At 58.5% G+C, this 25543-nt stretch carries 24 protein-coding genes; 10 read left to right on the forward strand and 14 right to left on the reverse strand.

What is annotated here, in order from left to right; translation table 11 throughout:
* Window positions 1–194: 194 nt before the first annotated feature.
* Complete coding sequence (locus ACR6AS_RS16375) at window positions 195–1469, forward strand: Glu/Leu/Phe/Val family dehydrogenase (protein ID WP_111138409.1); 1275 nt, start codon at window positions 195–197, stop codon at window positions 1467–1469.
* Between the two features lie 42 nt (window positions 1470–1511).
* Here the strand turns inward: ACR6AS_RS16375 and ACR6AS_RS16380 are convergent, their stop codons facing one another.
* A complete protein-coding gene (locus ACR6AS_RS16380; protein ID WP_434163061.1) occupies window positions 1512–2681 on the reverse strand; it encodes an ROK family transcriptional regulator in 1170 nt (389 codons plus the stop codon).
* A gap of 295 nt (window positions 2682–2976) precedes the next feature.
* Here ACR6AS_RS16380 and ACR6AS_RS16385 point away from each other — a divergent pair, with 295 nt between their 5' ends.
* The 5 genes from ACR6AS_RS16385 to ACR6AS_RS16405 are packed head-to-tail and all read left to right on the forward strand — an operon-like array spanning window position 2977 to window position 8006.
* Window positions 2977–4224: an extracellular solute-binding protein gene (locus tag ACR6AS_RS16385; RefSeq protein WP_434163064.1), complete on the forward strand. Its 1248-nt coding sequence runs from the start codon at window positions 2977–2979 to the stop codon at window positions 4222–4224.
* 9 nt (window positions 4225–4233) lie between these two features.
* A complete protein-coding gene (locus ACR6AS_RS16390) occupies window positions 4234–5142 on the forward strand; it encodes a carbohydrate ABC transporter permease (RefSeq protein ID WP_434163194.1) in 909 nt (302 codons plus the stop codon).
* Entirely contained in the window at window positions 5132–5971 is an 840-nt protein-coding gene (locus tag ACR6AS_RS16395; RefSeq protein WP_111138406.1) for a carbohydrate ABC transporter permease, read from the forward strand. Before ACR6AS_RS16390 ends, ACR6AS_RS16395 begins: the two co-directional genes overlap by 11 nt.
* A gap of 2 nt (window positions 5972–5973) precedes the next feature.
* Window positions 5974–6921 (forward strand): carbohydrate kinase family protein, encoded by a 948-nt coding sequence (locus ACR6AS_RS16400; RefSeq protein WP_293772353.1) that lies wholly within the window; start codon window positions 5974–5976, stop codon window positions 6919–6921.
* 2 nt (window positions 6922–6923) lie between these two features.
* Complete coding sequence (locus ACR6AS_RS16405) at window positions 6924–8006, forward strand: ABC transporter ATP-binding protein (protein WP_418798676.1); 1083 nt, start codon at window positions 6924–6926, stop codon at window positions 8004–8006.
* A 129-nt stretch (window positions 8007–8135) separates the two neighbouring features.
* Here the strand turns inward: ACR6AS_RS16405 and ACR6AS_RS16410 are convergent, their stop codons facing one another.
* Window positions 8136–10076: a methyl-accepting chemotaxis protein gene (locus tag ACR6AS_RS16410; protein WP_111138403.1), complete on the reverse strand. Its 1941-nt coding sequence runs from the start codon at window positions 10074–10076 to the stop codon at window positions 8136–8138.
* A gap of 518 nt (window positions 10077–10594) precedes the next feature.
* On the opposite strand from ACR6AS_RS16410, the gene ACR6AS_RS16415 reads away from it, so the two are divergent.
* Window positions 10595–11731, forward strand: coding sequence for a Fic family protein (locus ACR6AS_RS16415; RefSeq protein ID WP_434163070.1), 1137 nt, complete (start codon window positions 10595–10597; stop codon window positions 11729–11731).
* 68 nt (window positions 11732–11799) lie between these two features.
* On the opposite strand, the gene ACR6AS_RS16420 is transcribed toward ACR6AS_RS16415, so the two are convergent.
* The 12 genes from ACR6AS_RS16420 to ACR6AS_RS16475 all read right to left on the reverse strand — a co-directional run bounded on the left by ACR6AS_RS16420 (window position 11800) and on the right by ACR6AS_RS16475 (window position 22683).
* Window positions 11800–12135, reverse strand: a complete 336-nt coding sequence (locus ACR6AS_RS16420) for a YebG family protein (RefSeq protein ID WP_111138401.1) — start codon at window positions 12133–12135, stop codon at window positions 11800–11802.
* 157 nt (window positions 12136–12292) lie between these two features.
* The gene (locus ACR6AS_RS16425) at window positions 12293–13087 is read right to left on the reverse strand and encodes an SIR2 family protein (protein ID WP_111138400.1); all 795 of its coding nucleotides are present in this window, start codon (window positions 13085–13087) and stop codon (window positions 12293–12295) included.
* A complete protein-coding gene (locus ACR6AS_RS16430) occupies window positions 13084–13644 on the reverse strand; it encodes a non-canonical purine NTP pyrophosphatase (protein WP_111138399.1) in 561 nt (186 codons plus the stop codon). The genes ACR6AS_RS16425 and ACR6AS_RS16430 overlap by 4 nt, the downstream gene beginning before the upstream one ends.
* A 157-nt stretch (window positions 13645–13801) precedes the next feature.
* Window positions 13802–14710 (reverse strand): ABC transporter substrate-binding protein, encoded by a 909-nt coding sequence (locus ACR6AS_RS16435; RefSeq protein WP_434163073.1) that lies wholly within the window; start codon window positions 14708–14710, stop codon window positions 13802–13804.
* Window positions 14707–15501, reverse strand: a complete 795-nt coding sequence (locus ACR6AS_RS16440; RefSeq protein WP_434163075.1) for an amino acid ABC transporter ATP-binding protein — start codon at window positions 15499–15501, stop codon at window positions 14707–14709. The genes ACR6AS_RS16435 and ACR6AS_RS16440 overlap by 4 nt, the downstream gene beginning before the upstream one ends.
* On the reverse strand, window positions 15485–16408 hold the full coding sequence (locus ACR6AS_RS16445; RefSeq protein ID WP_128086787.1) for an amino acid ABC transporter permease: 924 nt from the start codon (window positions 16406–16408) through the stop codon (window positions 15485–15487). Before ACR6AS_RS16445 ends, ACR6AS_RS16440 begins: the two co-directional genes overlap by 17 nt.
* 9 nt (window positions 16409–16417) lie before the next feature.
* Window positions 16418–16936 (reverse strand): GNAT family N-acetyltransferase, encoded by a 519-nt coding sequence (locus ACR6AS_RS16450; RefSeq protein ID WP_293772338.1) that lies wholly within the window; start codon window positions 16934–16936, stop codon window positions 16418–16420.
* A 10-nt stretch (window positions 16937–16946) separates the two neighbouring features.
* Window positions 16947–17888, reverse strand: coding sequence for an ABC transporter substrate-binding protein (locus ACR6AS_RS16455; protein ID WP_434163078.1), 942 nt, complete (start codon window positions 17886–17888; stop codon window positions 16947–16949).
* A gap of 11 nt (window positions 17889–17899) precedes the next feature.
* Window positions 17900–19213, reverse strand: a complete 1314-nt coding sequence (locus ACR6AS_RS16460) for an LLM class flavin-dependent oxidoreductase (RefSeq protein WP_111138393.1) — start codon at window positions 19211–19213, stop codon at window positions 17900–17902.
* A 78-nt stretch (window positions 19214–19291) separates the two neighbouring features.
* On the reverse strand, window positions 19292–20443 hold the full coding sequence (locus ACR6AS_RS16465; RefSeq protein WP_434163079.1) for an amidohydrolase: 1152 nt from the start codon (window positions 20441–20443) through the stop codon (window positions 19292–19294).
* A gap of 19 nt (window positions 20444–20462) precedes the next feature.
* Window positions 20463–21461, reverse strand: coding sequence for an MsnO8 family LLM class oxidoreductase (locus tag ACR6AS_RS16470; RefSeq protein WP_111138391.1), 999 nt, complete (start codon window positions 21459–21461; stop codon window positions 20463–20465).
* 487 nt (window positions 21462–21948) lie between these two features.
* Window positions 21949–22683 (reverse strand): GntR family transcriptional regulator, encoded by a 735-nt coding sequence (locus ACR6AS_RS16475; protein WP_111138390.1) that lies wholly within the window; start codon window positions 22681–22683, stop codon window positions 21949–21951.
* A gap of 514 nt (window positions 22684–23197) precedes the next feature.
* Between ACR6AS_RS16475 and ACR6AS_RS16480 the strand changes: the two genes are divergently transcribed.
* From ACR6AS_RS16480 to ulaA, 3 genes are read left to right on the forward strand one after another with little or no spacing between them, the layout of a single operon-like run.
* Window positions 23198–23647, forward strand: coding sequence for a PTS sugar transporter subunit IIA (locus ACR6AS_RS16480; RefSeq protein WP_111138389.1), 450 nt, complete (start codon window positions 23198–23200; stop codon window positions 23645–23647).
* 46 nt (window positions 23648–23693) lie between these two features.
* Window positions 23694–23966, forward strand: coding sequence for a PTS sugar transporter subunit IIB (locus ACR6AS_RS16485; protein WP_111138388.1), 273 nt, complete (start codon window positions 23694–23696; stop codon window positions 23964–23966).
* 40 nt (window positions 23967–24006) lie between these two features.
* The gene (gene ulaA / locus ACR6AS_RS16490) at window positions 24007–25380 is read left to right on the forward strand and encodes a PTS ascorbate transporter subunit IIC (RefSeq protein ID WP_111138387.1); all 1374 of its coding nucleotides are present in this window, start codon (window positions 24007–24009) and stop codon (window positions 25378–25380) included.
* Window positions 25381–25543 lie beyond the last annotated feature (163 nt).

The following is a 25543-nucleotide window of genomic DNA, read 5'->3' on the forward strand; positions in this document are numbered from 1 at the left end:
ATTATTCGCGACTGAGCAGGCTTATTCATCGATCTATTCACTTACGCCGCCCCAAAAAGGGGCATAGCGCCCTTCTGGCCTGTCGGATGCCACATCTTATTTGTTTCAGGAGTGTTAGATTATATCCGCGCCCTACAATGCGCTTACCATCCACGGCTCCACACAATAAATAACTTCATTAAGAAAGGTTTTTTATGGATAAGTTATCTTATGCGTCTGAAAGCAGCACATCTGCCTGGTCCACCTACCTGCAGCAAATCGACCGGGTTGCGCCCTATCTGGGCGACCTTTCACGTTGGATAGATACTTTGCGTCATCCTAAACGCGCGTTGATTGTCGATATTCCCTTGCAGATGGATGATGGCTCGATTCGTCACTTCGAAGGCTATCGCGTTCAGCACAACCTTTCGCGCGGCCCCGGTAAAGGGGGGATCCGCTATCACCCGGACGTTGATCTTAATGAAGTGATGGCGCTCTCCGCCTGGATGACCATCAAATGTGCGGCGGTAAACCTGCCTTACGGCGGTGCCAAGGGCGGCATCCGTGTCGATCCGTTTAAACTCTCCGAGAGCGAACTGGAGCGTCTGACCCGCCGCTACACCAGCGAAATCGGTATCATCATCGGGCCGCAGAAAGATATTCCGGCACCGGACGTTGGCACCAACAGCAAGGTGATGGCGTGGATGATGGACACTTACTCCATGAACCTCGGCACCACCGTGACGGGCGTCGTCACCGGCAAACCGATTCACCTGGGCGGCTCACTGGGGCGTGAAAAAGCCACCGGCCGTGGCGTATTCATCACCGGACGCGAAGTGGCGCGCCGCGCAGGCATCGAGATCGAAGGTGCCCGCGTAGCCGTGCAGGGCTTCGGTAACGTCGGCAGCGAAGCGGCCCGTCTGTTTGATGAAGCCGGTGCGCGCGTGGTGGTGATTCAGGACCACACCGCCACGCTGTTCAACGCCGATGGCATTAATATGGCAGCGCTGACCGAATGGCAGATCGCTCACAAGCAGATTGCCGGTTTCCCTGGCGCGCAGGACATTGATAAAGAGGCGTTCTGGACCACCGAAATGGATATCCTGATCCCGGCCGCACTGGAAGGGCAGATTACCCGTGAACGTGCAGAAATCCTGAGCTGTAAGCTGGTGCTGGAAGGCGCGAATGGCCCGACCTATCCGGATGCGGATGACATGCTGGCTACACGCGGCATCATCGTGGTGCCGGATGTGGTCTGTAACGCGGGCGGGGTGACCGTGAGTTACTTCGAATGGGTGCAGGATATGGCCAGCTTCTTCTGGAGCGAAGAAGAGATCAACCGCCGCTCCGATAAGATCATGACGGAAGCGATGGTGCACGTCTGGGAGAAATCGAAGGAGAAAGCATGCTCGCTGCGCACCGCGGCCTACATCGTGGCCTGTGAGCGCATTTTGATGGCGCGTAAAGATCGCGGTATCTTCCCGGGTTAATCCCGTGGGCGCTGTTGTCCGCAACCGCGCCCGTTTTCCCGCCTACTTCATCAGCACCTGAAACTGCGGGTTAAACTCATCGAAAATCGGCAAGGCGGCCGCACCCAGCGCCGCCGTGTCGCTGCCGGTCATGCCCCGCTTCAGTCGCATATCCAGAAGATAACGCCCGCGTACCGACTGATAGAGAGGTGGCAGCCGCTCAACCATCTGTTCCAGTAACGGCGCAGGCATCATGCCGCCGATAATCACCGCCTCAGCATCAAACACCGACTCCAGAATATTGATCGCCTGGCGCAGCGGCGTGGTCACGCTCTCAATCCAGGCGGTGAAGCGCGCAGGGTCGATCTGCAGGAGATCTTCCGGCAGCGCACGCATCGGATCGAGGCCGCAGAACTCATAGGCAGCCTGAAGCGAAACATAGCGCTCAAGACATCCCTGATTACCGCAGTAACAGGCCCGCCCGCCCGGTGCCACCACGATATGGCCGATTTCTCCCGCGTTATGGGCGTGACCAGTATAGATATGGCCATCGGTGAAAATGCCTGCACCCAGGCCGGTGCCGATATAGAGATAGATAAAGGAGTTGAGATGGCGGGCGCAGCCGTGAAAGCGTTCGCCGATGGCGGCGACCGTGGCATCGTTCTCCAGCGTAACCGGCAGACCGCTGATGGCGGCCAGTTCCGCCTCGATATCAACCTGTTCCCAGCCATTCAGCGTGGTCGGCCCGACCGAGGAGATGCCCTCGACGCCAAACGGCCCCGGCATTACCACGCCAATCCCCAGCACCTTCTGCCACTGCGTCCCCAGGAAAAGGCGCATCTCCGCCAGTACGCCGGCAATGCACGCCAGTGTGGCAGCCGGCTGGGGCTTCTGCACCATCACAAGGCGGCGGAAGTGGACTTCGCCGCTGAGATCGACCAGCACCAGCAGCAGCGTCTGATGATCAAGATGAATGCCGATGGACCAGGCACTGGTGGGATTGAGCGTGACCGGAATCGAGGGCTGGCCCCGTCCGCTGCGGCGCGGCTGGCGGCTGGTCAGCAATCCGGCCTGCTCCAGTTCGGCCACGATATTCGACACGGTCTGCGGCGTCAGCGAGGTCATGCGGGCCAGTTCGGCACGGGTCAGCTCCCCGTGCAGGCGGATAGCTTCGATTACCACACGCCGGTTGTGCGCCCGCGCATGTTCAAGGTTGGTTCCCGAGGTTTTCATGGTGTTTTCCATTACAGCGGCGCCTGACAGTATTGGGGGCCAGGGGCCTGCGGGCAAACAATATCTTTGATGCTGTACGCAATTCTGGCGCGTTGCGATAGGCAATTTTGCCATAAAAGCGCAGTCTGTGTTTCAGCGTTGTTACGGTGTTGTTCACTATCCGTGAGATGAGTGGCACGCCGTTTGCTTCTGTCTCTCAGGCCCTTTCACAAAGTGGCCCGTTTTACGCCCCGGATTAAATCAATCAAATTGATTTAATTAACCGACAGCCTGTTGCTGCATAGTGGAGAAGAGCATGTCACAGCATTACATCCCCCAACTGAAAGCCGGTTTTGCTGCCTTACTGCTGTTAAGCGCAGGCAGTGCGGCGGCGGCCAGCCAGATCAATGCCCTGTTTATGACCCAGGCGGCCTATAGCGAAAATGATATCCGCGCGATGACGCAGAGTTTCCAGCAGCAGCATCCCGATATCAGCGTTAATCTTGAGTTTGTGCCTTATGAAGCGCTGCACGACAAAATTGTGGCGGCGCGCGGTGCAGGCGGTAATGGCTATGATGTGGTGCTGTTTGACGCCATCTGGCCGGCCGAGTTTGCCCGTTTCGACCTGCTGCAGGATGTCAGCGCCCGCATCACGCCTGCGGAGAAAGAGAACGTCTTTCCGGGCGCGATGAACACGGTGATCTATAAAGGCAAAACCCTGGGCATGCCGTGGATCCTTGACACCAAATACCTTTATTACAACAAGGCGATGCTGGCGAAAGCGGGCATTACTACCCCGCCGCAGACCTGGCAGCAGGTTCTGGATGACGCGAAAATCATCAGGCAGAAAAAGATCGTCACCTATCCGCTGGTCTGGAGCTGGTCGCAGGCCGAGGCGCTGGTGTGCGACTACACCACGCTGGTGTCCGGCTTCGGCGGGCAGTTTTATCAGAACGGCAAGCTCAGCTTCTCCAGCCCGGCCTCCCTGAAGGCGCTGAACCTGATGAAAAGCTCGCTCGACGAGGGGTTGAGCAATCCGGCTTCACGCGAATATCTGGAAGAGGATGTCCGCAAATCGTTTTCTAATGGCGATGCGGCGTTCGCGCTGAACTGGACCTACATGTACAACATGGCGAACGATCCAAAGCAGAGCAAAGTCGCGGGCGATGTGGGCATCATGCCTGCGCCGGGTGACGCACCGGGCAAGGTCGGGGCGGTGAATGGTTCGATGGGCCTGGGGATTGCCAAAGGCAGCACCCATCCCGACCAGGCCTGGCAATATATTCAGTATATGACCTCTCAGCCCGTGCAGAATCAGTACGCGAAGCTGAGTCTGCCGATCTGGAAATCTTCCTATCAGGATGAGGCGGTGAAAAAAGGTCAGGAGAGCCTGATCGCGGCGGCGGATAAATCGCTGAACGTGATGCTGTCACGTCCGGAAACCGCCGACTACTCCCGTCTTTCGAACCAGCTTCAGCAGCAGTTGCAGCAGGTGTTACTGGGCAAAATCCCGGTGCAGGATGCGATGGCGACCGTGGATAAAAGCGCCGCCCGGCTGCGTTAAGGAGTGATGATGCTGAGTCTGCGTCAACGTGAACAGCGTCAGGCATGGGTGCTGCTGGCACCCATGCTGCTGGTGATGCTGCTGCTCACGGCCTGGCCCCTGCTGCGCACCATCTGGCTGAGTTTTACCGATGCTGCGCTGATCGGCAGCGGCGAGGCGCCGGTATGGGTCGGGCTGGAAAACTATCTCTATGCGCTCGGCGATCCCGATTTCCGGGCGTCGATCTGGCGCACGCTCTACTTCACAGTGGTCTCCGTCTCGTTCGAAGGTGTCATCGGCGTACTGGTGGCGCTGCTGCTCAACCAGAAATTTGTCGGGCGCAACGTTCTGCGGGTGCTGGTGATCCTGCCGTGGGCGCTGCCGACCATCGTCAACGCGATGATGTGGCGGCTCAACTTCAATCCCGATTATGGCAGCATCAACGCCCTGCTCACGCAGCTCGGCATCCTTGATGGCTATCGCAGCTGGCTGGGATCGCCGGATGCCGCCCTGAACGCGGTGATGTTCGCGGATATCTGGAAAAACTACCCGCTGGTTACCCTGCTGGTGCTGGCGGCCCTGCAGTCGATTCCGGACGATCTGTTTGAAGCCGCCAGGCTGGATGGTGCCTCTGCCTGGCGTCGTTTCCGGGCGATTACCTTCCCGGCGATCATGGCGCCGCTGGGCGTGGCGCTAATGTTACGCACCATCGATGCCTTCAAGATTTTCGACATCATCTATGTGATGACGCGCGGCGGGCCGGTCGACAGCACTAAAACCCTGAGTTTTTTCGTCTATCAGGAGTCGTTCAGCTACCTGCGCGCCGGCAGCGGTGCCGCCTACGCGATACTGATGACCCTGATGTGCGCCCTGCTGATCACGATCTATCTGCTGATGTTGTGGCATCAGCGACGCCGGAGTTCCGCCTATGAAAACTAAACTGCGCCGGGTGCTGCGTTACGGGGCCGCGCTGCTGGTTGCGATCTCTATACTGGCGCCGATGGGCTGGCTGTTTCTGATGAGCGTCAGCTCGGCCAGCGATCTGTCGCGTGTGCCACTTGAGTGGCTGCCGCGTCAGTGGGATTTCAGCCGCTATCAGGGGCTGGTTTCGCTGGCACCGAACCAGCCGGGCACGATTTTTCTGCACGCGCTGGGGAACAGCCTGCTGGTCGCCACCGTCGCCACGGCGATTTCACTGCTGCTGGCGATACCGGCGGCGTTCAGCTTCTCCCGCTACAGCGGCCGCGAGGCCTGGCTGTCCGGCGCACTGGCGATCTATATGGTGCCGCCCGTGGCCTTTGTGCTGCCGCTCTACTTTCTGCTGCAGCAGCTCGGGCTGCTCAATACCCGCCCCGGCCTGGTGATGGTCTACTGCTCGCTGATCCTGCCGTTTCTGACCTGGATGCTGAAAAACCAGTTTGACGCGCTGCCGCGCGATATCGAACAGGCTGCGCGTCTGGATGGCCTGCGCTTCTGGCAGGTGCTGCTGCGCATTACGCTGCCGCTGGCTAAACCGGTGCTGGGCGCGGCGGCCCTGTTTGGCTGGCTGCTGGCCTGGGATGAGTTTTTCTATGCGCTGCTCTTTACCAGCAATATTTCGGCACAGACCCTGCCGGTTGCCATCGCGGGTTTCACGGCCGGACGCGCGACCGACGATGGCCTGATCGCGGCGATCGGTATTCTGGCATCGGTGCCGCCACTGTTCATCGCCATCTGGCTGCAAAAGACGCTGGTCAGCGGTCTCACCAGCGGCGGAAGTAAGGGATAATCATGATCGGGACTACCGCATCCACCCTCTATGTGGTGGGCAATATCAATGTCGATTTAATCATGAGCACGCTCGGCGAGTGGCCGCAGCGCGGCACGGAAGTGATGCTGCAGCACAGCGAGTTACGCCCCGGCGGCTCCGCCGGAAACTGCGCGCTGGCGCTGGAGGCGATGCAGGTGCCTCACCGGGCTATCGCGAATCAGGGTGACGACGGGTTCAGTCACTGGCTTGCCAGCCACTTTCCCCACAGCGCCGCCCACTGGCCGCGCTACCCCTGTGAAACTTCACTGACGGTCGGGGTGACCCATCCCGATAACGAGCGATCCTTTCTCAGCAATTATGGTCATATTACCGTGCTGACCGCAGAGGATGTGCTGGCACAGCTGCCCGCACAGGCGGTGCCGGGCGACATCGTGCTGCTGTGCGGCACGTTTCTCTGTCTTGAACTCTATCAGCACTACCCGACGCTGCTGGCGACGCTGCAGCAGCGCGGCTTCTGCGTGGCCGTAGATACCGGCTGGCCGCCCGCAGGCTGGAGCAATGAAGTCCGCCTGCACGTCGGCCACTGGCTGGCGGCGTGCGACTGGCTGCTCCTGAACGAGGTGGAAGCGCTGGGGTTAACGGGTGCGGCGCGGCTGGACGAAAGCGGTGCCTGGCTGGCCGCGCGGCTCAGCGGTCGCGGCGGCTGCGTGATCAAGTGTGGCGCAGAGGGTGCGCGACTCTGGTCGGCCGCCTCGGTGCAGTATGCCGCCGCGCAGCCGGTGACGGTGATCGACACCATCGGCGCCGGTGACAGTTTTAATGCCGGCTTTCTCGCCGCGCTGCTCTACGGTCAGCCCTCCCATACTGCGCTGCGCTGGGGCATCGATGTGGCGTCCCAGGCGATAAGCAGCTCTCCCCGCCGCTACCCCAGCTGGCAACAACTCCAACTTTCCAATGAGGTGCGCTGATTATGGCCCGTGTTGAACTTGTACAGGTGGCGAAGCGCTACGGTAAACAGAGCGTGCTGCATCCGCTGGATTTAACCATTCCCGATGGCAGTTTCACCGTGCTGGTCGGCCCGTCCGGCTGCGGTAAATCGACCCTGCTGCGGCTGCTGGCCGGGCTGGATACCGTCTCTGATGGGGCGATCATGCTGGATAAAAAACGCATTAACGACCTCGATCCGGCTGACCGCGATATCGCTATGGTGTTTCAGAGTTATGCGCTCTATCCGCATCTTACCGTCGCCGAGAACCTGGCTTTTCACATGCAGGTGAAGAAGGTGAAGCGTGAGGAGCAGAAAAGCAAAATCGCCCGTATTGCCGCGATTCTGGGTATCGACCAGCTGCTGCAGCGCTATCCCCGCGCGCTGTCGGGTGGACAGCGGCAACGCGTGGCGATGGGCCGGGCGATGGTGCGAAATCCGCAGGTCTTTCTGTTCGATGAGCCGCTCTCGAACCTGGATGCGCAGCTAAGAATGGAACTGCGTGCCGAGATCAAATCGCTGCATCAGCGTTTTAAAACCACGATGGTCTATGTGACGCACGATCAGGTCGAAGCGATGACGCTGGCGGATCAGATTGTGGTGATGAAAGAGGGCGTGATTGTGCAGCAGGGTGCGCCGCTGGCGATTTATGATCGCCCGGTTAACACCTTCGTGGCGCGGTTTATCGGTTCACCGCCGATGAATCTGCTGGCGGCCCGCTTTGAGACGCGGGATGCCCTGCCGGGGCTGCGCTGTGGTGAACAGTGGCTGCCGTTGCCGCGTCGCTGGCATGATGCCGCGCAGCGGCAGGCCGATCAGCCGGTCACGCTGGGCGTGCGCCCGCACGATCTAATCAGCGATGTCAGCGGGCAGCCAGCCACGGTCAGCATCGTGGAGATCACCGGCGAGTCTACTCTATTGCATCTTAACTGGCAGGGTTTTCCGCTGCATATGCAGCTCAGCGGGCGCAGCGACGCGGTGCCGGGTGGTACGCTGCCGGTGACCGTGAATCCGGAGAAGATGCACCTGTTTGATGCCAGCAGCGGTGTGCGGCTGACGGAGCAGTGATGCACGGCGGTCAGCGGCTGACCGGCTTAAGGCGACGCGCCTGCACACGCCACAGGGGCGTATGTATCCTGCGGCGCACGCGCACCTCCTGAGCCGCCGCACTTTTCAGATGCGGCGGCATGCAGGATGTTACGCCAGGTGGAACTGCTCGACCGACTGCGCCAGCTGCTGGGCCTGATCTTCCAGCGAGCTGGCGGCCGCCGACATCTGCTGCACCAGCGCGGCGTTCTGCTGGGTGGTGCCGTCCATCTCATTGACGGCAATGGTGATCTGGCTGATGCCGCGGGCCTGTTCATCGGAGGCCGTTACCATCTCGCCAATGATCCCCTGCACCGAACTGACGGCGTGCATCATCGCCTGCATGGTCTGACCGGCATCGTTTACCAGCCGGACGCCACTTTCGACTCTGACGCTCGACTCCTCGATCAGGGCGCCAATCTCTTTCACCGCGTTCGCACTGCGCTGCGCCAGGTTACGCACCTCTGAGGCCACTACGGCAAAGCCGCGCCCCTGCTCGCCTGCCCGCGCCGCTTCCACCGCCGCGTTCAGAGCCAGAATATTGGTCTGGAACGCGATGCTGTTGATCATGGTGGTAATGTCGCCGATCTTCTTCGAGCTGTCATCGATCTGCGCCATCGTCTGCACCACCTCGCCCACCAGCGTGGCCCCGCGGCTGGCGATGTGGGTGGCGTTTTCAGTCAGGCTGGTCGCCTGTTTAGCGTTGTCGGCGTTGAGCCGGATGGTGGCGCTGATCTGCTCCATGCTGGCAGCGGTCTGCTCCAGCGCGGCGGCCTGTTCTTCGGTGCGCGAGGCCAGATTAAGGTTGCCGCTGGCGATTTCGCCCGCGCCCTGCCGCACCGATTCGCTGGCATCTTTGATCTGGCCGACGATCTCGCGCAGCTGATTCTGCATCGTTTGCAGGGCGAAGAAGAGGCTGTGACTATCGCCCTTCTTCACGCTGATGGTGTTGTCCAGTCGGCCGTCTGCCACGGCCAGCGCAATGTTCGCCGCCTCGATGGGCTCACCGCCAATCGGCCTTAACACTTTACGGCTGAAGAGCATGCCGAGTACGGTGCCGACCAGCAGAATACTGACCACCATCAGCAGCACCGCCCACATCAGCTGGCGGTTAGCGGCGGCCATCACCTGACTCACCGGTGCCACCACGCCGAGATACCAGGGTTTGTCGCTGTTGCCGATCACCACCGGCTGCCAGGTCATCAGGGCCTTTTCACCCAGTACCGGATCGAAATGTTCGACGACGTTCGGGGTAAAATTGTCTTTCTCGCCTTTCCACACTTTTCCGGCTTCTTCTTTCACCGGGGAGGAGACCACCTTGCCGCCATTCGAGAGCAACAGGGCATATCCGGTGCCCTGCCAGGGTTTAATCTGGTTCACTTTCTGCTGCAGGGAGGCCAGCGAGATATCGGCGGTAACGATTGCTTTGAGGGCGCCCTGCTCGAAAATCACTGAGGCGACAGAGGTCAGCAGCGTGGGGACGCCGTTATAGGCGTAGCTGTAGGGTTCGATCAGTGTGTCTTTTCCGGCCTTATGCGGCACCAAGTAGTAATCCCCGTCGCCAGGCGTCAGGAAAGAGTCGAGCGGGTGCATTACGTAGTTGCCGGCGGTATCGCGGTCCACAAACCAGGCATAGCGACCTTCAGGTGCCTGACCGGGCAGCTTCGCAAACTCCGCATCGCGGCCGTCAAAGGCGTTCTGTTCAAAGGTCACGGACATCGACAGATAATCCGGGTTAGCGCGCAGCGCATACTCCATCACCTTATCGACCACTTTACGATCGCCGATCCCGGCGTGGGGTAAAGCAATGACGCTTTGTCCGAGGTGGTTCGCCACATCGCGCGCATGACTCAGCTCCTGCTGAACCTGAAGCGCACGGCTCTGAGCAATCTGCTGCAGATACTTCTCTGCCAGCGACTTCTGCTCACCGGCCGACTGCCAGCTCAGGACACCAATGGTGACGCTGAATCCCAGCATTATTGTCAGCCCGCCCATGACCAGCATCTGCGTGCGGGTGCTCATCTTTTTTTTATGTGTTACCTGACTGGCCATCGTGGTTCCCCTGAAAATTTACCTGTTTCTTGCCCTCCCTGTGAATGTGGTGCTCCCTTTATCCTCTATCGGCGGCGTTTTTTTGAACTTTAACGGCGGTTGTCAGGCAGCGCGAAAGGATTCAGCCCGTGTGGTGCGGGGAAGATGATCTGAAAGGGATTATGGCTTTGATGATGAACGGGCTTTTTTTGATCTGAAACAATACTGCCAGCCGGTATTACTGTCAGTTTATCTCTATCGCGGCTGTAACCCTGTCACCGAGGAGAGTTCTATGATTGGTAAATCCGGATTAGCTGTGGGGATGATCGTCTGGTTAGCCTATGTTGCCTGGATCGTTCACTACTATTCAGACACGTTTATGCAGTTCTCCCGCTAAACAATCAGGACCTTCGGGTCCTTTTTTCTCTCTTTCACTCCGCCAGGTTGCCCGCTGAGCCGTTTATTCGCTATTATCGACTCACTTTATGAGCCGAATAACCCCATCTGTTCGGCTCATCTACGCTGATTGTGAGCCGTTTATGTGCGTTAACTGGATATGGCAGCAGCCGGACTGGCCCCATTTTCACTGGCAGGATGCGGTGCTGTTGCCGCGCCTGCGCCATCTGCAGCAGCAGCGCGGCCTGCTGTTGGGTCGTGCCAGCCTGCAGACCGACGGCGAGACACAGACGCTGGATACCCTGCTCAGCAATATTCTCTCCTCCTCCGCAATCGAGGAGGAGCGGGTCAACGTGCAGTCTGTGCGGTCGTCGCTGGCGCGGCGGCTGGGAGTGTCGGAAACGCAGCCCTACCCGGTTTCCGATCGCTCAGAGGGGCTGGCCGCGATGATGCTGGATGCGATCAATAACCGCAGCCAGCCGCTGACGCTGGAACGCCTTTATCAGTGGCACCACTGGCTCTTTCCGGCGGATGAGTGGACGGTGCAGCGCCTGAGCGTCGGCACGCTGCGCGGCAGTGAGCCGATGCAGGTGATCTCAGGACGCCTCGATCGCCCCACGGTCCATTTCGAAGCGCCACCGCGTCACGGGCTGGAGCCTCAGCTGGCGGAGTTCATCGCCTGGTTCAACAGTAGCCAGCAGGATGTGATGCTGGACCCGCTGCTGCGCGCCGCCATCTGCCATCTCTGGTTTGTCACCCTGCACCCGTTCGATGATGGCAATGGCCGCATCACCCGTGCACTGACCGATCTGGCGCTGGCGCAGGCGGACAGCCAGAGTATCCGCCTCTACGCCATGTCGCCCGCCATTCTGGCGCAGCGTGCCGGCTACTACCGCATCCTGGAGCAGACGCAGAAAGGCGATCTCGACATCACGCCCTGGTTGGTGTGGTTTCTGGATATTCTGGATGAGAGCCTGCAGCAGGCGATGCTGGTGATTGAACGTACTCAGAAGAAAGCACGATTCTGGCTGCGACATCAGGGAACCGGATTAAGCCCTGAACAGGTAAAAGTCCTGAACCGGTTGCTGGATGGAGGAGAACAGGGTTTTGAGCTGGGCATCAGCGCCAGTCAGTATCAGAAAGTGGCGAAAGTGAGTAAGGCAACCGCGACCCGACACCTGGCCGATCTGGTGGAAAAAGGCTGTCTTTACAGGCTGGAAGGCGGCGGGAGGAGCACCCGTTATCAGGTCAGTCACAATGAGGCAAACAGAGAGATCTGAGTGACGCCAGCCGTTATAGCCCGGCAAAAACAGCAACGCCGGAAGGCTCGCTTCCGGCGTCGTGGGGATTACGCGGCTTTAACGGCGCGCACTTTCTTTGTCGCGGGCTCGTCTGCCTGCTCGCTGGCATCCTGAGCGGCAGCGGACTTCGACGCGCTGGCCGCCGCTTCCGGCAGTTTGCTGGTGCGCAGGATATGCTGAACGGCATCTTTCTGATCGGCCATCAGCAGGCCCAGGGTTTCTGCCTGAGATTCGCCCATTTCAGGCTGCTGCTGTAACAGCCAGTCGGTGAAGGCTTCGGCCATATCGAGCATTTTGTCGTAGGCATCGGCCTCTTTCTTGTTGGCAAACGTCATCTTCTCTTCACCCTTTCTGACTACTACAAATTTTGTTTCAACAGCCATCTTTTTCGCCCTCAGGTACTGTGTATGCATACAGTATATCATGGCAGTGATGCATTGCCAGCAGAGATTAGAGTTTACGGGTGGTGCGCTGGCTAACTTTGTCCACGCGCAGGTTTTTTATTTTTTTCGGGTTGCCGTCCGCCACCTGACAGGCTGACTACACCAGCAGCTCCTCAAGAAACATCGCCAGGGCTTTGCGCGGATCGTCCTCTTCGGAGACGATCACCTCAATCCCCCACTGTCCCAGCACCTCTTTCGCCACCGGGTTGTTCCGGTTGGTGAACAGGTAGGATTTGGGACGCGCGGTCGCCAGCCCGGTTCGTCCCCACATTTTGGTCAGGCGGTAGAAGAGCAGACGAATATTGAAATCGCTGATGCTGTAGCCGACAAAGAGTACCGAGTTGCCCATGACGTCGTGCGTCAGTTTGATGTCGAGCGGCGAGTCGAAATAGAGGCGTTCAAAATAGCTGCTTTCATCAAGCACGATGGAGGTGTCATCGTCGAAGTCACCGTGCAGCTTAATGATGTGGCGTTTGTCTTCAGTAAGAGAGACCAGGTCGGCCGCATTGGCCACTTTATAGTAAGGCACGCCGTTGGCATCATGCGCCGCTTCCAGCCAGCGGTCGTAATTGGTGGTGTAGATACGGGAGAAATTCCCCTGGGTGATCATGGTATGAATTTCAGAAGACCGGACATCGATATCCGGCCGGTGCCATTCACGATCCATCCAGCTGCGCAGCGGCCCGAGTGAGCCTTTTTTCTGTTTGTAATACTCCGCCAGCGACAGGTGGGTTCCGTATGTGTTGAAAATTTTAGGGTCGTAACCCAGCTCGTTGGCGAGATGCGCGATCAGTTCATGCCACTCAGGCAGGCCAAAGTTGCGCGAGATGCCCGCCCCGGCGAACAGGATCAGTTTGCCGGAATCATAAGCACGCTTGAGTTCAGGTTTCATGCCACGCTCCGCGAGGTTTTTAAAAAGGTGGCAAAGCGATCCAGCGCGATGCGCCGCATCGAGATCTCATTTTTGAGTTCGCCCATTTCTGCAAAGGTCTGATCGTAGCCTTCAGGGATAAACACGCAGTCCCACTGAAAGCCCCGCGTTCCGGCGGGTTGGGCAGCGATGGTGCCGCGCAGCTCACCCGAAAACTGATACATTTTGCGGCCATCGCAGTAGCCCAGCACCGTTTTAGCGGTCACGGCCTGGCTGTCGAGCCCCTGCACCAGCGCGGTAAAACGGTCGGCGTCCAGGCGATTCCAGAAAATGCGGGTCAGCCCGGCGGGCAGACCGTTCAGGCCATCCAGATAGAGGCCGGTGTGTTCGACAAACAGCGGCCGCCCTATCAGGGAAAAGGCTTTGGTGAGTTTGTCGCGCACCAGGTCCAGCTCATTTTCGGTCTGTATCTCTTCGATGCGACGGGCGATGGGCAACACTTCAACCCCGACAGGTTCGAGTATTTTGCGCACCTCCGCCAGTTTTTGCTCATTGGCAGAAAGGAATCTGATTTTCATGGGGCTTCCAGGTCAATTACTCCGGCACGCCGTGAGGGTTTTTATGAGGTCAGGCGGGCAGGATAAATCACTAACGCTGGAGAGTGTAGTTCAATTCTGTCGTCATCCGCTGACCTGAGACAGAACCGGCAGGGAAACGCACGCCGGTTCTGCCGGTTCAGTAAACGATGCCGGGGGGATTGATTGTCGAATGAGAGATGGCTTCATCCTGCTCGCCCCAGCGTGCCAGAACCTGCTGATACTGCCCGCCCGCTATGGCGTTATCCAGCGCCGCCTGCAGCGCGGGCGCCAGTCCGTTGCCCTTGCGGGTGGTCACCGCCACCCAGGCGCGAAAAGGCCCGCTGCCAACCAGCTTTGTCTGACCGCGCGACGCCACCTTCCAGGCCGCCATCGAGTGCGGCCCGAACTGCGCATCGGCCCGTCCTGACAGCAGCGCCAGCGTGGCGGAGGCGTCATCGGTCAGGTAGATCGGCGTCACGGCGGGCAGCCCTCTGGTCCGGTTTTGTGCATCCCAGCTCAGTAAGATGCGCTCCTGATTGGTGCCCGACGAGACGATGATCCGCTTGCCGGCAATATCCGCAGGCTGGTTGATCCGGCTGATCTTACTGTCACTTTTCACCGCAAAGGCGTGGTTATCCGCGCGGTAGGTCGCGAAATCGAACTTCTTCTTACGCTCCTCCGTGACGGCAATGTTGAACATCGCGACATCATAGCGTCCGGCGGTGATCCCCAGCGGCCAGTCCTCCCAAGAGGCGGGCACCAGCCTGAGTTTCAGGCCCAGACTGTCGGCCAGCAGTCTGGCGATGTCAGGATCGCTGCCAATCCGCGTCACATTGTCAGAGGCCAGCAGCGACAGCGGCGGCGAGTTGGTGGCGGAGGTCGCCACCGTCAGCGTGCCGGGCTCGATAAAGTGATACCCTGCAGGGATCTTCGCGATGGCCTGCGGGCTGGCCGCGACGTGAATCGGCGTCTCGTTCTGCAGCACATCCAGCGTCCGGCTGGCCTGCACGGCCAGGGCGGGCAGCAGCAGCGCCGTTGCGACTGCCGTGAACCGCAGCGCCCTCATAATACGCGCGCCAGAAAACGGCGGGTGCGTTCATGACGCGGATGACTGAGTACCTGAGTGCTGCTGCCCTGCTCCACAATCCGGCCATCCACCATAAACACCACATTGTCCGCCACTTCACGGGCAAAACCGATCTCGTGGGTGACAATCACCAGCGTCGTGCCGGAACGCGCCAGTTTTTTGATCACGTCGAGCACCTCGCCGACCAGCTCAGGGTCGAGTGCCGAGGTTGGTTCATCGAACAGCATGACGCGCGGATTGAGCATCAGCGCCCGCGCTATCGCGATGCGCTGCTGCTGCCCGCCCGAAAGATGGCGCGGCCAGGCATCGGCCTTATGACGCAGGCCCACAATATCGAGCAGTTCTCCAGCCCGCGCTATCGCCTGCGCTTTCGTTAACTGCCGGTGCGCAACCGGCGCTTCGATCAGATTATCCAGTACGCTGAGGTGCGGGAACAGGTTGAAGTTCTGGAACACATAGCCCACGTTGATGCGCTGCCGCAGAATCGCTTTCTCTTTCAGTTCATACAGTCTGTCGCCGCGCTGCTGATAGCCGATGTAGTCGCCATCAATCTGAATAAACCCCTCATCGACCCGTTCGAGATGATTAATGGTGCGCAGCAGCGTGGATTTACCGGAACCGGACGGCCCGAGGATCACCGTGACCGATCCCGGTGCCAGCGACAGCGACACATCATCCAGTGCTTTGTGCTTACCAAAACGTTTAGTGACACCGGTGATGCTGATGGCCCCGGTGGTGTGCGAGGTGCGGTAATCAATGGCTTCGGACATGGCTGATCTCCTCGGTAGAATGAAGCGGTTCGGCGCGGTTACGCCACTGACGCCAGCGCGACGGCTGCGGTTCACGGGTGACGCTGCGGGCCATCCAGCGTTCAGCGTTGTACTGAATCACGGACAGCACCGTGGTGATGATCAGATACCAGGCGGCACCGACCATCAGCAGCGGGATCACCTCCTGATTGCGGTTGTAGATCATCTGAATGGTGTAGAACAGCTCCGGCATCGCCAGCACGTAAACCACCGAGGTGCCTTTCGCCAGACTGATGATCTCGTTAAACGCCGTCGGGATGATGGCGCGCAGCGCCTGTGGCAGGATGATGCGGAAGGTCCGGCGCGAAGCGGAGAGCCCCAGTGCAGAGGCCGCTTCCACCTGGCCGTGATCGACGCCAAGAATGCCGCCGCGAATAATCTCCGCGCTGTAGGCCGCCTGCACCAGCGTCAGCCCAATCACCGCCGCCGGAAACTGACCCAGCACATCGATGGTCTGAAACGCGCCCCACGACAGGCCGGTAAAGGGAATGCCGATCGACAGCGTGTCGTAGAGATAGGAGAAGTTATAGAGAATGATCAGCACCACAATCAGCGGCAGCGAACGGAACAGCCAGATATAGCCCCACGCCAGCGTGCTCAGCAGCCACGATGAGGAGAGCCGCGCCAGCGCCAGCAGGCCGCCAAAGAACAGGCTGAACAGGGTGCCGAACAGCGTCAGCAGCAGCGTCTGGCCTAAACCATGCAGGATCACCGGATCGAAGAACCAGCGGGCAAACACGCCCCACTCCCAGCGCGGGTTGAATGCCACGGACTGCACCACGCCCGCCAGAATAAACAGCGCCACGACAGCGCCCGCGGTCCGGGCCGGATAACGCGCCGGCACGACCTTTAATTGATGTTGGCTCATCGTCGCTCCTTAACTCGCCCTGGCGACGTCATGGACGCCGATCACTTTGATAAAACGCAGTCGTCCGTCGTGCGGTGGCTGACCATAACGCTCCAGATCGCCGCTGAGATCGAACTGCGGCTGATAGCCGTGCCCGGTATAGAGCCGCACCGCCTCCGGCTGGCGGAAGCCGGTGGTGAGAAACAGCCGCTGATAACCGGCCTGCAGGGCGCGCCGCTCCAGCTCCTGCAGCACCACCAGAGCCAGCCCCTGACGACGCAGATCGCGGCGCGTCCAGATGCGTTTCAGCTCTGCGGTCTGCGTGTCATAGGGTTTATACGCGCCCATCGCGATGATCTCGCCGTCACGCTCCAGCACGATAAACAGCCCCTGCGGCGGCAGATACCATTCGGTCAGTTCCTGCTCCAGCTCGTTGCGGCGGGAAAAGAAGTCGCCGTAACGCGCCGAATATTCACCAAACAGACCGCTGAGTATCGGCTGCAGCTCCGGTGCCGCCGGGGAGACTTCACGAAACGTGGATTCACTCATCGTCAGCTCCTCAGTCGCCCAGTCCGGCGGGATTAATTTCAGAACGGTCGATGCGCTCGACGCCCTCACCCCAGCGATTCAGTACCTTCTGGTAGTCGCCATTGCCGATTACCCCGTTCAGGGCGGTGCTGATAGGTTCCGCCAGACCGCTGCCTTTCTTCACCGTGACGGCAATGTGCGCCGCCTTCGGCCAGCCACCATCCACGCTGCCCACCAGACGGGTTTTGCCGGTCAGCGCCGCTTTCCAGGCGCCAATCACGTTGGGGCCGAAGTAGGCGTCGGCCCGCCCCGCCTGCAGAGCCAGGGTCTGGGCGGCGTCATCTTTGGCATAGATCGGCGTAAAGGCTTTACGCCCTTTGGCCTGATTCTCTTTGTCCCACGCCAGCAAAATCGCCTCCTGATTAGTGCCGGACCCCACGATGATCCGCAGCCCGGCGATATCCTCTGCTTTGGTCACGGACTGAATCGGGCTGCTGCTTTTGACATAAAAGCCCAGTGAATCTTTGCGGTAGGTGGCGAAGTCGAACTTCTCTTTGCGTTCGCGGGTCACGGTGATGTTGGAGATCGCCGCGTCATATTTGCCGGAGGCCACGCCCAGCGGCCAGCCTTCCCAGGACGTTGGCACGACGTTGAGCTTCAGGCCCAGGCTGTCAGCCACGAGGCGGGCGATATCGACTTCGCTGCCGAGCAGGGTTTTATTGTCATCAGAGAATACCGTCAGCGGCGGCGAGTTCAGCGCGGCGACCGCCACGGTAAAGGCACCCGGTACGACAAAACGGTGCCCGGCGGGCAGTTGCGCGATCGCCGCCGGGTTTTTTGCGGTGTTAATCGCGGCTTTATTGGCCTCAAGGCTGACGCGCTGACCGTTGTAGGAGACGCTGGTGCCCTCCGCCAGCACGTTGCTGCTGGCGGCCAGAATAAGCAGGGCGATAAGACGCAGTGATGTTTGCATGGCGTGTGCTCTTATTGTGAGGTGTACTGATTAACGGGTTGTTTCAACGCGAAGCTGTCGCGCAGGGTCGTGCCCGGATAGTCGAGACGCGTCAGGCCACGCGCCTGCAGAATCGGCACCACGCGGTCAACAAAGCGTTCAAAGGTGTCGGGCGTGCCGCCGTTAATGATGAAGCCGTCGGCGGCGTGCGTTTCAAACCAGAGTTGCAGGCCATCGGCCACCGCGTCTGGCGTGCCATGAAACAGCGGGCGCGGGGTAGCGGCTTCCAGCGCGGCCTGACGGAGCGTGTGACCATGCTCTCTGGCCTTGCGTTTGATCTCATCCGTGGTGCTGCGGAAACTGTTCTGGCCGATGTCACCGATATCGGGGAACGGCTCGTCGAGCGGATAGTGCGAAAAGTCGTGGTGGTCGAAGAAGCGTCCGAGATAATTAAGGGCATCGTGGATGGACACCAGCGCGGCTGTGGTCTGATACTGGCGCTCCACATCCTCGTCATCATCGCCAACGATCACGCTCACACCCTGGAAGATATGCAGATCCTCTGGCTGGCGACCATTGGCGACCAGCTGCTGCTTCACATCCTGATAGAATGCCTGCGCTTCTTCGCGGGTGGACTGATGGGTAAAGATGGCATCCGCATGGCGTGCGGCCAGCTTTTTACCATCCCCGGACGCGCCTGCCTGGAAGATAATCGGACGACCCTGTGGCGTGCGCGCAATGTTCAGCGGCCCCTGCACCTGGAAGAAGTCGCCGTGATGATCGAGCGTGTGCAGTTTTGACGGGTCGAAGAACTGGCCGCTCGCCTTATCACGCACAAAGGCATCGCCTTCCCAGGAGTCCCACAGGCCTTTTACCACCTGCAGATATTCGTCGGCGATGCGGTAGCGCAGCGCATGATCGGGATGCTGCTTGCGCGAAAAGTTTTTTGCCGATCCTTCCAGGGGTGAGGTCACCACGTTCCAGCCTGCCCGGCCGCCACTGAGATGATCGAGGCTGGCAAACTGACGCGCCACGGTAAACGGCTCGCTGTAGGAGGTGGAGACGGTGCCGACCAGCCCCAGATGTTTGGTAACGCCCGCCAGCGCCGACAGCAGCGTCAGCGGCTCAAAGCGATTGAGAAAGTGCGGGATCGACTTCTCATTGATAAATAATCCGTCAGCGACAAACAGAAAGTCGAGTTTGCCCTGCTCCGCCTTGCGGGCGATTTTTTTAGCGTAATCGAGGCTGATACTGGCATCGGCCTGTGCCGCCGGATGCCGCCAGGCGGACATATTTCCCGATGCGCCATGCAGAATCGTACCCAGCCGGAGGTGTCTTGTGGTCATAGTGTGCTCTCTTTTTTAGTCGTAGCAATGCCCGCGACGGGTGTCAGAACCCTCGTATTTTCAGGGCGGCAGATGAATTCAGTTAAGGCGGGGGGCCCGACATCGCGCCGTGAGATGCTGCAGCGCCTGGCGGGCCAGTCGGGCAAAGTAGTCGGCGGCAGGCGCAATCAGCGCCTCGTCCGGGTTGAAGCTGGCATGATGCAGACCCGCCTCGCTGGCGCTGCCGAGGCTGACAAAAGCTCCCGGCACCTGTTGCAGGTAGAAGGCGAAATCTTCGCCCAGCAGTTGCAGTCCGGCGTTCTGCACACGATAACCGGCCTGCCGTGCGACCTCACTGGTGAAGTCTGCCCAGTGTGCATCGTTGATCAGCACCGGCGGACCGGGATGCCAGTTCAGCGTCGCCTGTGCGCCATTGGCTTCAGCGAAGTGCGTAACCAGGGTGCGCACCCGCTGCTCCAGCCCGGCGCGCAGCATTGCATCGTGAGTGCGGGCCGTTCCGCCAAACTCCACAACGCCGGGCAGAACGTTCCAGCTTTTACCGCCGTCGATACGGGTGATGCTCAGCACCAGACTGTCCAGTGCACTGAAACTGCGGCTGGTAAGTCCCTGTAGCGCCTGAATGATCTGGCTGGCCGTAACAATGCTGTCAACACCCTGCTCAGGCGAAGCGGCATGTGCGCCTTTGCCGGTGACGCGGATAATAAATTTGTCTGCGTTGGCGTAAAACGCGCCGCTGCGGGTCGCAAAGGTGCCGACCGGCAGTGAGGGTTCGTTGTGCATCCCGAAGATCGCCTGAACCTCGTCCAGTACGCCAGCATCGATTAACTGGCGGGCACCACGGGCAATCTCCTCGGCAGGCTGGAACAGGATACGCACCCGGCCGGGCAGCTGATCGGCCTGCGCGTGAAGCCGCAGCGCCGCACCCAGCATCACTGCGCTGTGCAGATCGTGGCCGCAGGCGTGCATCACGCCAGGATGACGGGAGTGAAAACGCACGCCGCTCGCCTCATGGATGGGTAACGCATCAATGTCGGCGCGCAGCGCGACAACGGTTTCTCCGCGACCGATCTCTGCCACCACGCCCGTTTCCAGCGGATAATCAGCCAGACGGATATCCGACGCCTGCAGCCAGTTTCGCAGCCGGGCGGTGGTGGCGAACTCCTGCCCTGACAGCTCAGGCCAGGTATGCAGTTCACGCCGCCATTCAATCAGTTGTGATTCCGCACTCATGATGTCTCTCCACTGAGATTCAGGCTGCAACCAGATGACGCGTTGCCAGCAGTTCCAGTGAGCGCAGCCGGGCTGCTGGTTCAGCGATCGGCGTGTCGATCACAAACTCATCAATATCAAAGTTGTGATGCAGCGCGTCTAACTGCGCATGAACCTGAGCCGCGGTTCCCCTGAGCAGTGACGGCGTGCGCGGCTCGATCTGATACTCGCGGTATCCACCCTGCCGCACATAGCGTTCCGCCTGCTCCAGGCTGACGACGTTGACAGAAGGACCCTCTTTTACCGACACATGGTAGTGACGCAGTGAGCTGACCAGCAGGTCAGCCTGGGCCGGGGAGTCGGCGACCACTACCTGCACGGCGACCAGCGCACGCTGACCCTGGCTCAGGCGGGAATAAGTACTCAGCGCATGTTCCAGCAGCTGGCGATCGCCATTCAGATGGGCGGCGAAGACAAACTGCCAGCCCAGACGGGCAGCCAGTTTTGCGCTCTCTTCACTGGCTCCCAGCAGAAAGCGGTTGGCCGGGCAGGAGGGCAGCGGCGTGGCGGCTAAGCCCTCTTCGTCGGGCTGCCTGCGGGCGGGTGTCAGCCAGCTATTCAGCAGCTGAAGCTGATCGGCAAAAGAACCTTTTTTTGCGGCATCAATACCCTGCTGCAGCGCATGGGTGGAGAGCGGCAGGCCGCCCGGTGCCTTACCCACGCCGATATCAATGCGTCCCGGCGCCAGCGACGCGAGCAGATTGAAGTTTTCCGCCACTTTGTAGGGGCTGTAATGCTGCAACATCACGCCGCCCGAACCGACACGGATATGACGGGTCTGCGCAATGATCCACGCGATGAGCACCTCGGGTGAAGGACTGGCGAGCTGGGCGGTGTTGTGATGTTCCGCCAGCCAGAAGCGATGATAGCCCCACTCCTCTGCCCGTTGCGCCAGCTGCAGCGTGCGCTGCAACGCCGCGGTGGCCGACTCTCCCTGCGACACGGGTGCTTTGTCTAACAGACTCAATCGATATGCCATTTATCTGGTCCTTATGCATTTCTGTTGCTGACCAGTGTGCGGTGACGCCAGTTATTGGTAAAACATCATATTGTTTTATGCTTTCTTGAATTCCTTATAATGGCCACGCCAGGCAGGGAAATGCGCAGAAATGGGCGTGCAAAGCCGGTTTCAGACGCTTTTCACCCCTCTTTGTTGCCTGTTTTCGCAGCATGACGGGATTAAAATCGATAAGCTGGCAAAAGTTTGCAGAAAAACGTCTTATCTATCGGGGCCGATGCCGGGATGGGCGGATAAAGCGGGCGGGCGCGTGGCGGCGCTGTTTCAGAGAGCTGGCAACAGGGGGAGGCATAGAGGCTCAGCGAAGGAAAAAACGGGGGATTCGCTTCGGCGGAAATAACGGGCAGGGACTTTTACCGGGTTATTTTACCGCGCAGGCCATTCCTGTTTTTCTGTCTGCCGAATGGCTGTGACGGTATAGCCAGCCGCAAAGCGGAAACGGCAGAAATTAAGGCCGCTGGGAATTCTGTTTTAATGGAAAATAGCGGGTGTTGATGATGGCAATATTAACTTCGCAGGGCACCCCGTCGTCGAGATAGACGGTTTCATTAATCTGGATGACCGCATCCCCTGGGCTTAAATTCAGCAGCGTCAGAGCCTCAGCGTGCGTGAGATTAATCGCCGTAAGATGCTGATCTCTGAGCTGAACCTTTTTTCCGGTCACCTCTTCAATATATGCATATTTCGAAATCTCCAGCTTGCTGAATTCCATGCTGCTGAAGAGGGAAACCGGCAGGTGAATCTGTTCGAGCGCCACCGGAATATCATCAAAACACATCAGGCGATGGATCTTATAGATCTGGTCGCTGTTTTTAATCCGCAACGCCTGGGCCATTTCCGCCGAGGGAACTTTGACAATACTGACCGAAATAATTTTCCGGACGCCTTTGTGCCCTTTCCGCTGCGCCTGAAAATCGAACGGCGAGAGCACATGAAAACGGTGCGCCTGACTGCTCATCTCCGTCGAACCCACAAAGATCCCCGAGCCTTTTACCCGGTATATCCGCTGCTGTTCAACCAGAATGCGCGTCGCCTCACGGACCGTGGCGCGGGTAATGCCGATGTTTTTTGCGATTGAGATTTCGGTGTCCAGTTTTTCTCCGGGTTGAAGGCCGTCCTGTTTAATTTTATTGAGGATGTAATCCACCACCTCTTTTTGCTTTTCAGTTATCCCATCAACCATCGATTTTCTTCCCCTATGCGTGAACCGGAGGCGCCACTTATCCGTGTCACTACAGTTCTGCCTGACATTGCCGGAGGAGTACTACACCGGCTACCTGAATATGTGATCAATTTAACAAATTGACACTGATATTTAGCCTGCGTACCCATATTTTAATTTTACAGGTTGTGTCCGTACACGTCGAAGTACATTATCAGGATGACTAGACATCTGAAAGATGTACAGATGTGATGGTGTGAGTGAGTCCGCCTTTTTACATCTTCGCAGGCAGATGAATTATGCAGTAACTGCATGAATAAATGACGTTTATAAATTAATAGTCACTGTTTTTCATGGGTTCTTCATCTGTCCGGGTTGTCAGATAACAGGGGCAGACAGCAGCAGACAGCCGCTTTTATTGGAAAAGTGACTGTACATCTGCAGCGTCGCCGGACTCACCAGCGCGCGCGTTTCCCCGCATCCGGGGTCGCGACTTACATAAATTTTATTACGCATTCGAGGCAGGGTTAAGACGATGTCAAATCTGGCTGACTGGCTGAATAACGAAAAAGTACAGTACGTTGAAAACGTTGCTGACTGGCGGGAAGCATTAGCCGTGGCGGGGCGTCCGCTGCTCCGTGAAGGCGCCATATCACAGGATTACATTGACGCCATTATTCACCAGAAAGAGGCGATCGGTCCCTTTTTTGTGATTGCGCCACAGATTGCTATGCCCCACGCGCGGCCGGAACAGGGCGCACATAAACTCGGGTTGTCCGTAGTGTTGCTGGGCAACGCCGTGACCTTTGACTCCGAAGAGAACGATCCCGTGAAGGTGATCTTTATGTTCTCCGCGCCGGACAGTAACAGCCATATCGAAATGATTTCTCATCTGGCAGAGGTGCTCTCCGATGAAAACATCATGGAGCAGATCTTTGCCGCCCGCAGTCAGCCGGCGCTGATGGCGATTCTGACCGGTGTTTAACCGGTCTGTCGCCCCCCTTTTCTAAAAACAGTTAACGAGGTCAGCTATGAAAATGATGGCAGTGTGTGGTTCAGGTCTGGGCAGCAGCTTCATGATGGAGATGAACATCAAGAAAGTGCTTAAGACGATTGGTGTTGAGGCTGAAGTGGAGCATTCCGATCTCGGTTCGGTTACGCCCGAAGTGGCCGATGTGTTTGTGATGGCGAAGGATATTGCCTACAGCGCTAACCTGCCGCCCGAGAAGGTCATCATCATCAATAACATCATCGATCTGAAAGAAATCGAGCAAAAAATACGTGAGTATTTTGAGAAAAACTGAAAGTTGATAAGCAGATAAACACCATACCCTCGAGGTTAATATGTTTACTCAAAACCTTTTGCAGTTCGTCGTCGATGTGCTGAAAGTGCCCTCCATTTTAGTCGGACTGGTGGCATGTTTCGGGCTGGTTGCGCAGAAGAAGCCCTTCCCGGATGTGATTAAGGGAACGGTAAAAACGATTCTGGGTTTTCTGGTGCTGGCAGGCGGAGCGACCGTGCTGGTCGGTTCCCTGACGCCGCTGGGCGACATTTTCAAGCAGGCGTTTGATGTTCAGGGCATCATTCCCAACAATGAAGCGATGGTCTCGATCGCCCTGGCAAAATATGGCGCACCGACCACGATGATCATGGCTTTCGGCATGGTCGCGAATATCGTTGTCGCCAGGTTTACCCGGCTCAAATATATCTACCTTTCCGGTCATGTCACCTTCTATATGGCCTGTATGATCGCGATTATTCTGTCGGTTGCCGGCTTTGAGGGTATTCAGCTTATTTACACCGGATCGCTGCTGTTAGGCATTCTGATGGCGACCTTCCCGGCTATCGCTCAGCCCTATATGCGCAAGATCATCGGCGGCGACCACGTTGCGCTGGCGCATACCGGAACGATTGGCTACGTCTTATCAGGCTGGATTGGCTCACTGGTGGGCAAAGGCTCTAAGTCCACCGAAGAGATGAACATGCCAAAAAACCTGAGTTTTTTGCGCGACAGCACCATCTCTATCTCTCTGACGATGATGATTATCTACCTCATCCTGTCGGTCTCGGCCGGTAAAGAGTATGTGGAGACGCATTTCAGTAACGGTCAGAATTACCTGGTTTATTCGTTTATTCAGGCGATTACCTTTGCGGCGGGCGTCTTTATCATTCTGCAGGGTGTGCGCCTGATTCTGGCGGAGATCGTTCCGGCCTTTACCGGCTTCTCCGAAAAACTGGTACCGGATGCCCGGCCTGCGCTGGACTGTCCGATTGTCTTCCCGTACGCGCCGAATGCGGTTCTGGTGGGCTTTATCTCCAGTTTTATCGGCGGTCTGGTCGGGCTGTTTGTCCTTGGCCAGCTTCACTGGGTTCTGATTCTGCCGGGCGTGGTGCCCCACTTCTTCTGTGGCGCGACCGCGGGCGTATTTGGTAATGCGACCGGGGGTAAACGCGGTGCCATCTGCGGCGCCTTTGCGCATGGCCTGCTGATCACCTTCCTGCCCGTTGCCCTGCTGCCCGTGCTGGGACAGATCGGCCTGACTAACACCACCTTCTCCGACACCGACTTTGGCGTTACCGGTATCCTTCTCGGCAACATGGCTCACTTTATGGATAAAGGCACCATCACAATGATCATCACCGGCATCTTTGCCCTGTTGGTGATTTTCAACTTTATGACCAGAAAGAAAGTGCCTGCAGAAACGAACGCAGGCTGAGTCACGCCTCTCCAGCCAGAAAGCGCGCTCTGCGCTTTCTGGCTGCTTCACGTCCCGTCCCGTTGAGTGACCCGAATAACGCTGTTTTATCGCGCCTGATCATGCTCCGGACCGGGCTGCCCTCGCCCAAATCCTGTTTCTTCACCCTGAAGCATCATGTCTT

This window comes from Pantoea phosphatilytica (genome assembly GCF_051025615.1).
Lineage (GTDB): Bacteria > Pseudomonadota > Gammaproteobacteria > Enterobacterales > Enterobacteriaceae > Pantoea.

Excerpts from the sequence above, each read along its gene's own strand:
- ACR6AS_RS16375 (WP_111138409.1), top strand. The coding sequence starts at position 195 with ATGGATAAGTTATCTTATGCGTCTGAAAGCAGCACATCTGCCTGGTCC.
- ACR6AS_RS16380 (WP_434163061.1), bottom strand. The coding sequence starts at position 2,681 with ATGAAAACCTCGGGAACCAACCTTGAACATGCGCGGGCGCACAACCGG.
- ACR6AS_RS16385 (WP_434163064.1), top strand. The coding sequence starts at position 2,977 with ATGTCACAGCATTACATCCCCCAACTGAAAGCCGGTTTTGCTGCCTTA.
- ACR6AS_RS16390 (WP_434163194.1), top strand. The coding sequence starts at position 4,234 with ATGCTGAGTCTGCGTCAACGTGAACAGCGTCAGGCATGGGTGCTGCTG.
- ACR6AS_RS16395 (WP_111138406.1), top strand. The coding sequence starts at position 5,132 with ATGAAAACTAAACTGCGCCGGGTGCTGCGTTACGGGGCCGCGCTGCTG.
- ACR6AS_RS16400 (WP_293772353.1), top strand. The coding sequence starts at position 5,974 with ATGATCGGGACTACCGCATCCACCCTCTATGTGGTGGGCAATATCAAT.
- ACR6AS_RS16405 (WP_418798676.1), top strand. The coding sequence starts at position 6,924 with ATGGCCCGTGTTGAACTTGTACAGGTGGCGAAGCGCTACGGTAAACAG.
- ACR6AS_RS16410 (WP_111138403.1), bottom strand. The coding sequence starts at position 10,076 with ATGGCCAGTCAGGTAACACATAAAAAAAAGATGAGCACCCGCACGCAG.
- ACR6AS_RS16415 (WP_434163070.1), top strand. The coding sequence starts at position 10,595 with ATGTGCGTTAACTGGATATGGCAGCAGCCGGACTGGCCCCATTTTCAC.
- ACR6AS_RS16420 (WP_111138401.1), bottom strand. The coding sequence starts at position 12,135 with ATGGCTGTTGAAACAAAATTTGTAGTAGTCAGAAAGGGTGAAGAGAAG.
- ACR6AS_RS16425 (WP_111138400.1), bottom strand. The coding sequence starts at position 13,087 with ATGAAACCTGAACTCAAGCGTGCTTATGATTCCGGCAAACTGATCCTG.
- ACR6AS_RS16430 (WP_111138399.1), bottom strand. The coding sequence starts at position 13,644 with ATGAAAATCAGATTCCTTTCTGCCAATGAGCAAAAACTGGCGGAGGTG.
- ACR6AS_RS16435 (WP_434163073.1), bottom strand. The coding sequence starts at position 14,710 with ATGAGGGCGCTGCGGTTCACGGCAGTCGCAACGGCGCTGCTGCTGCCC.
- ACR6AS_RS16440 (WP_434163075.1), bottom strand. The coding sequence starts at position 15,501 with ATGTCCGAAGCCATTGATTACCGCACCTCGCACACCACCGGGGCCATC.
- ACR6AS_RS16445 (WP_128086787.1), bottom strand. The coding sequence starts at position 16,408 with ATGAGCCAACATCAATTAAAGGTCGTGCCGGCGCGTTATCCGGCCCGG.
- ACR6AS_RS16450 (WP_293772338.1), bottom strand. The coding sequence starts at position 16,936 with ATGAGTGAATCCACGTTTCGTGAAGTCTCCCCGGCGGCACCGGAGCTG.
- ACR6AS_RS16455 (WP_434163078.1), bottom strand. The coding sequence starts at position 17,888 with ATGCAAACATCACTGCGTCTTATCGCCCTGCTTATTCTGGCCGCCAGC.
- ACR6AS_RS16460 (WP_111138393.1), bottom strand. The coding sequence starts at position 19,213 with ATGACCACAAGACACCTCCGGCTGGGTACGATTCTGCATGGCGCATCG.
- ACR6AS_RS16465 (WP_434163079.1), bottom strand. The coding sequence starts at position 20,443 with ATGAGTGCGGAATCACAACTGATTGAATGGCGGCGTGAACTGCATACC.
- ACR6AS_RS16470 (WP_111138391.1), bottom strand. The coding sequence starts at position 21,461 with ATGGCATATCGATTGAGTCTGTTAGACAAAGCACCCGTGTCGCAGGGA.
- ACR6AS_RS16475 (WP_111138390.1), bottom strand. The coding sequence starts at position 22,683 with ATGGTTGATGGGATAACTGAAAAGCAAAAAGAGGTGGTGGATTACATC.
- ACR6AS_RS16480 (WP_111138389.1), top strand. The coding sequence starts at position 23,198 with ATGTCAAATCTGGCTGACTGGCTGAATAACGAAAAAGTACAGTACGTT.
- ACR6AS_RS16485 (WP_111138388.1), top strand. The coding sequence starts at position 23,694 with ATGAAAATGATGGCAGTGTGTGGTTCAGGTCTGGGCAGCAGCTTCATG.
- ulaA (WP_111138387.1), top strand. The coding sequence starts at position 24,007 with ATGTTTACTCAAAACCTTTTGCAGTTCGTCGTCGATGTGCTGAAAGTG.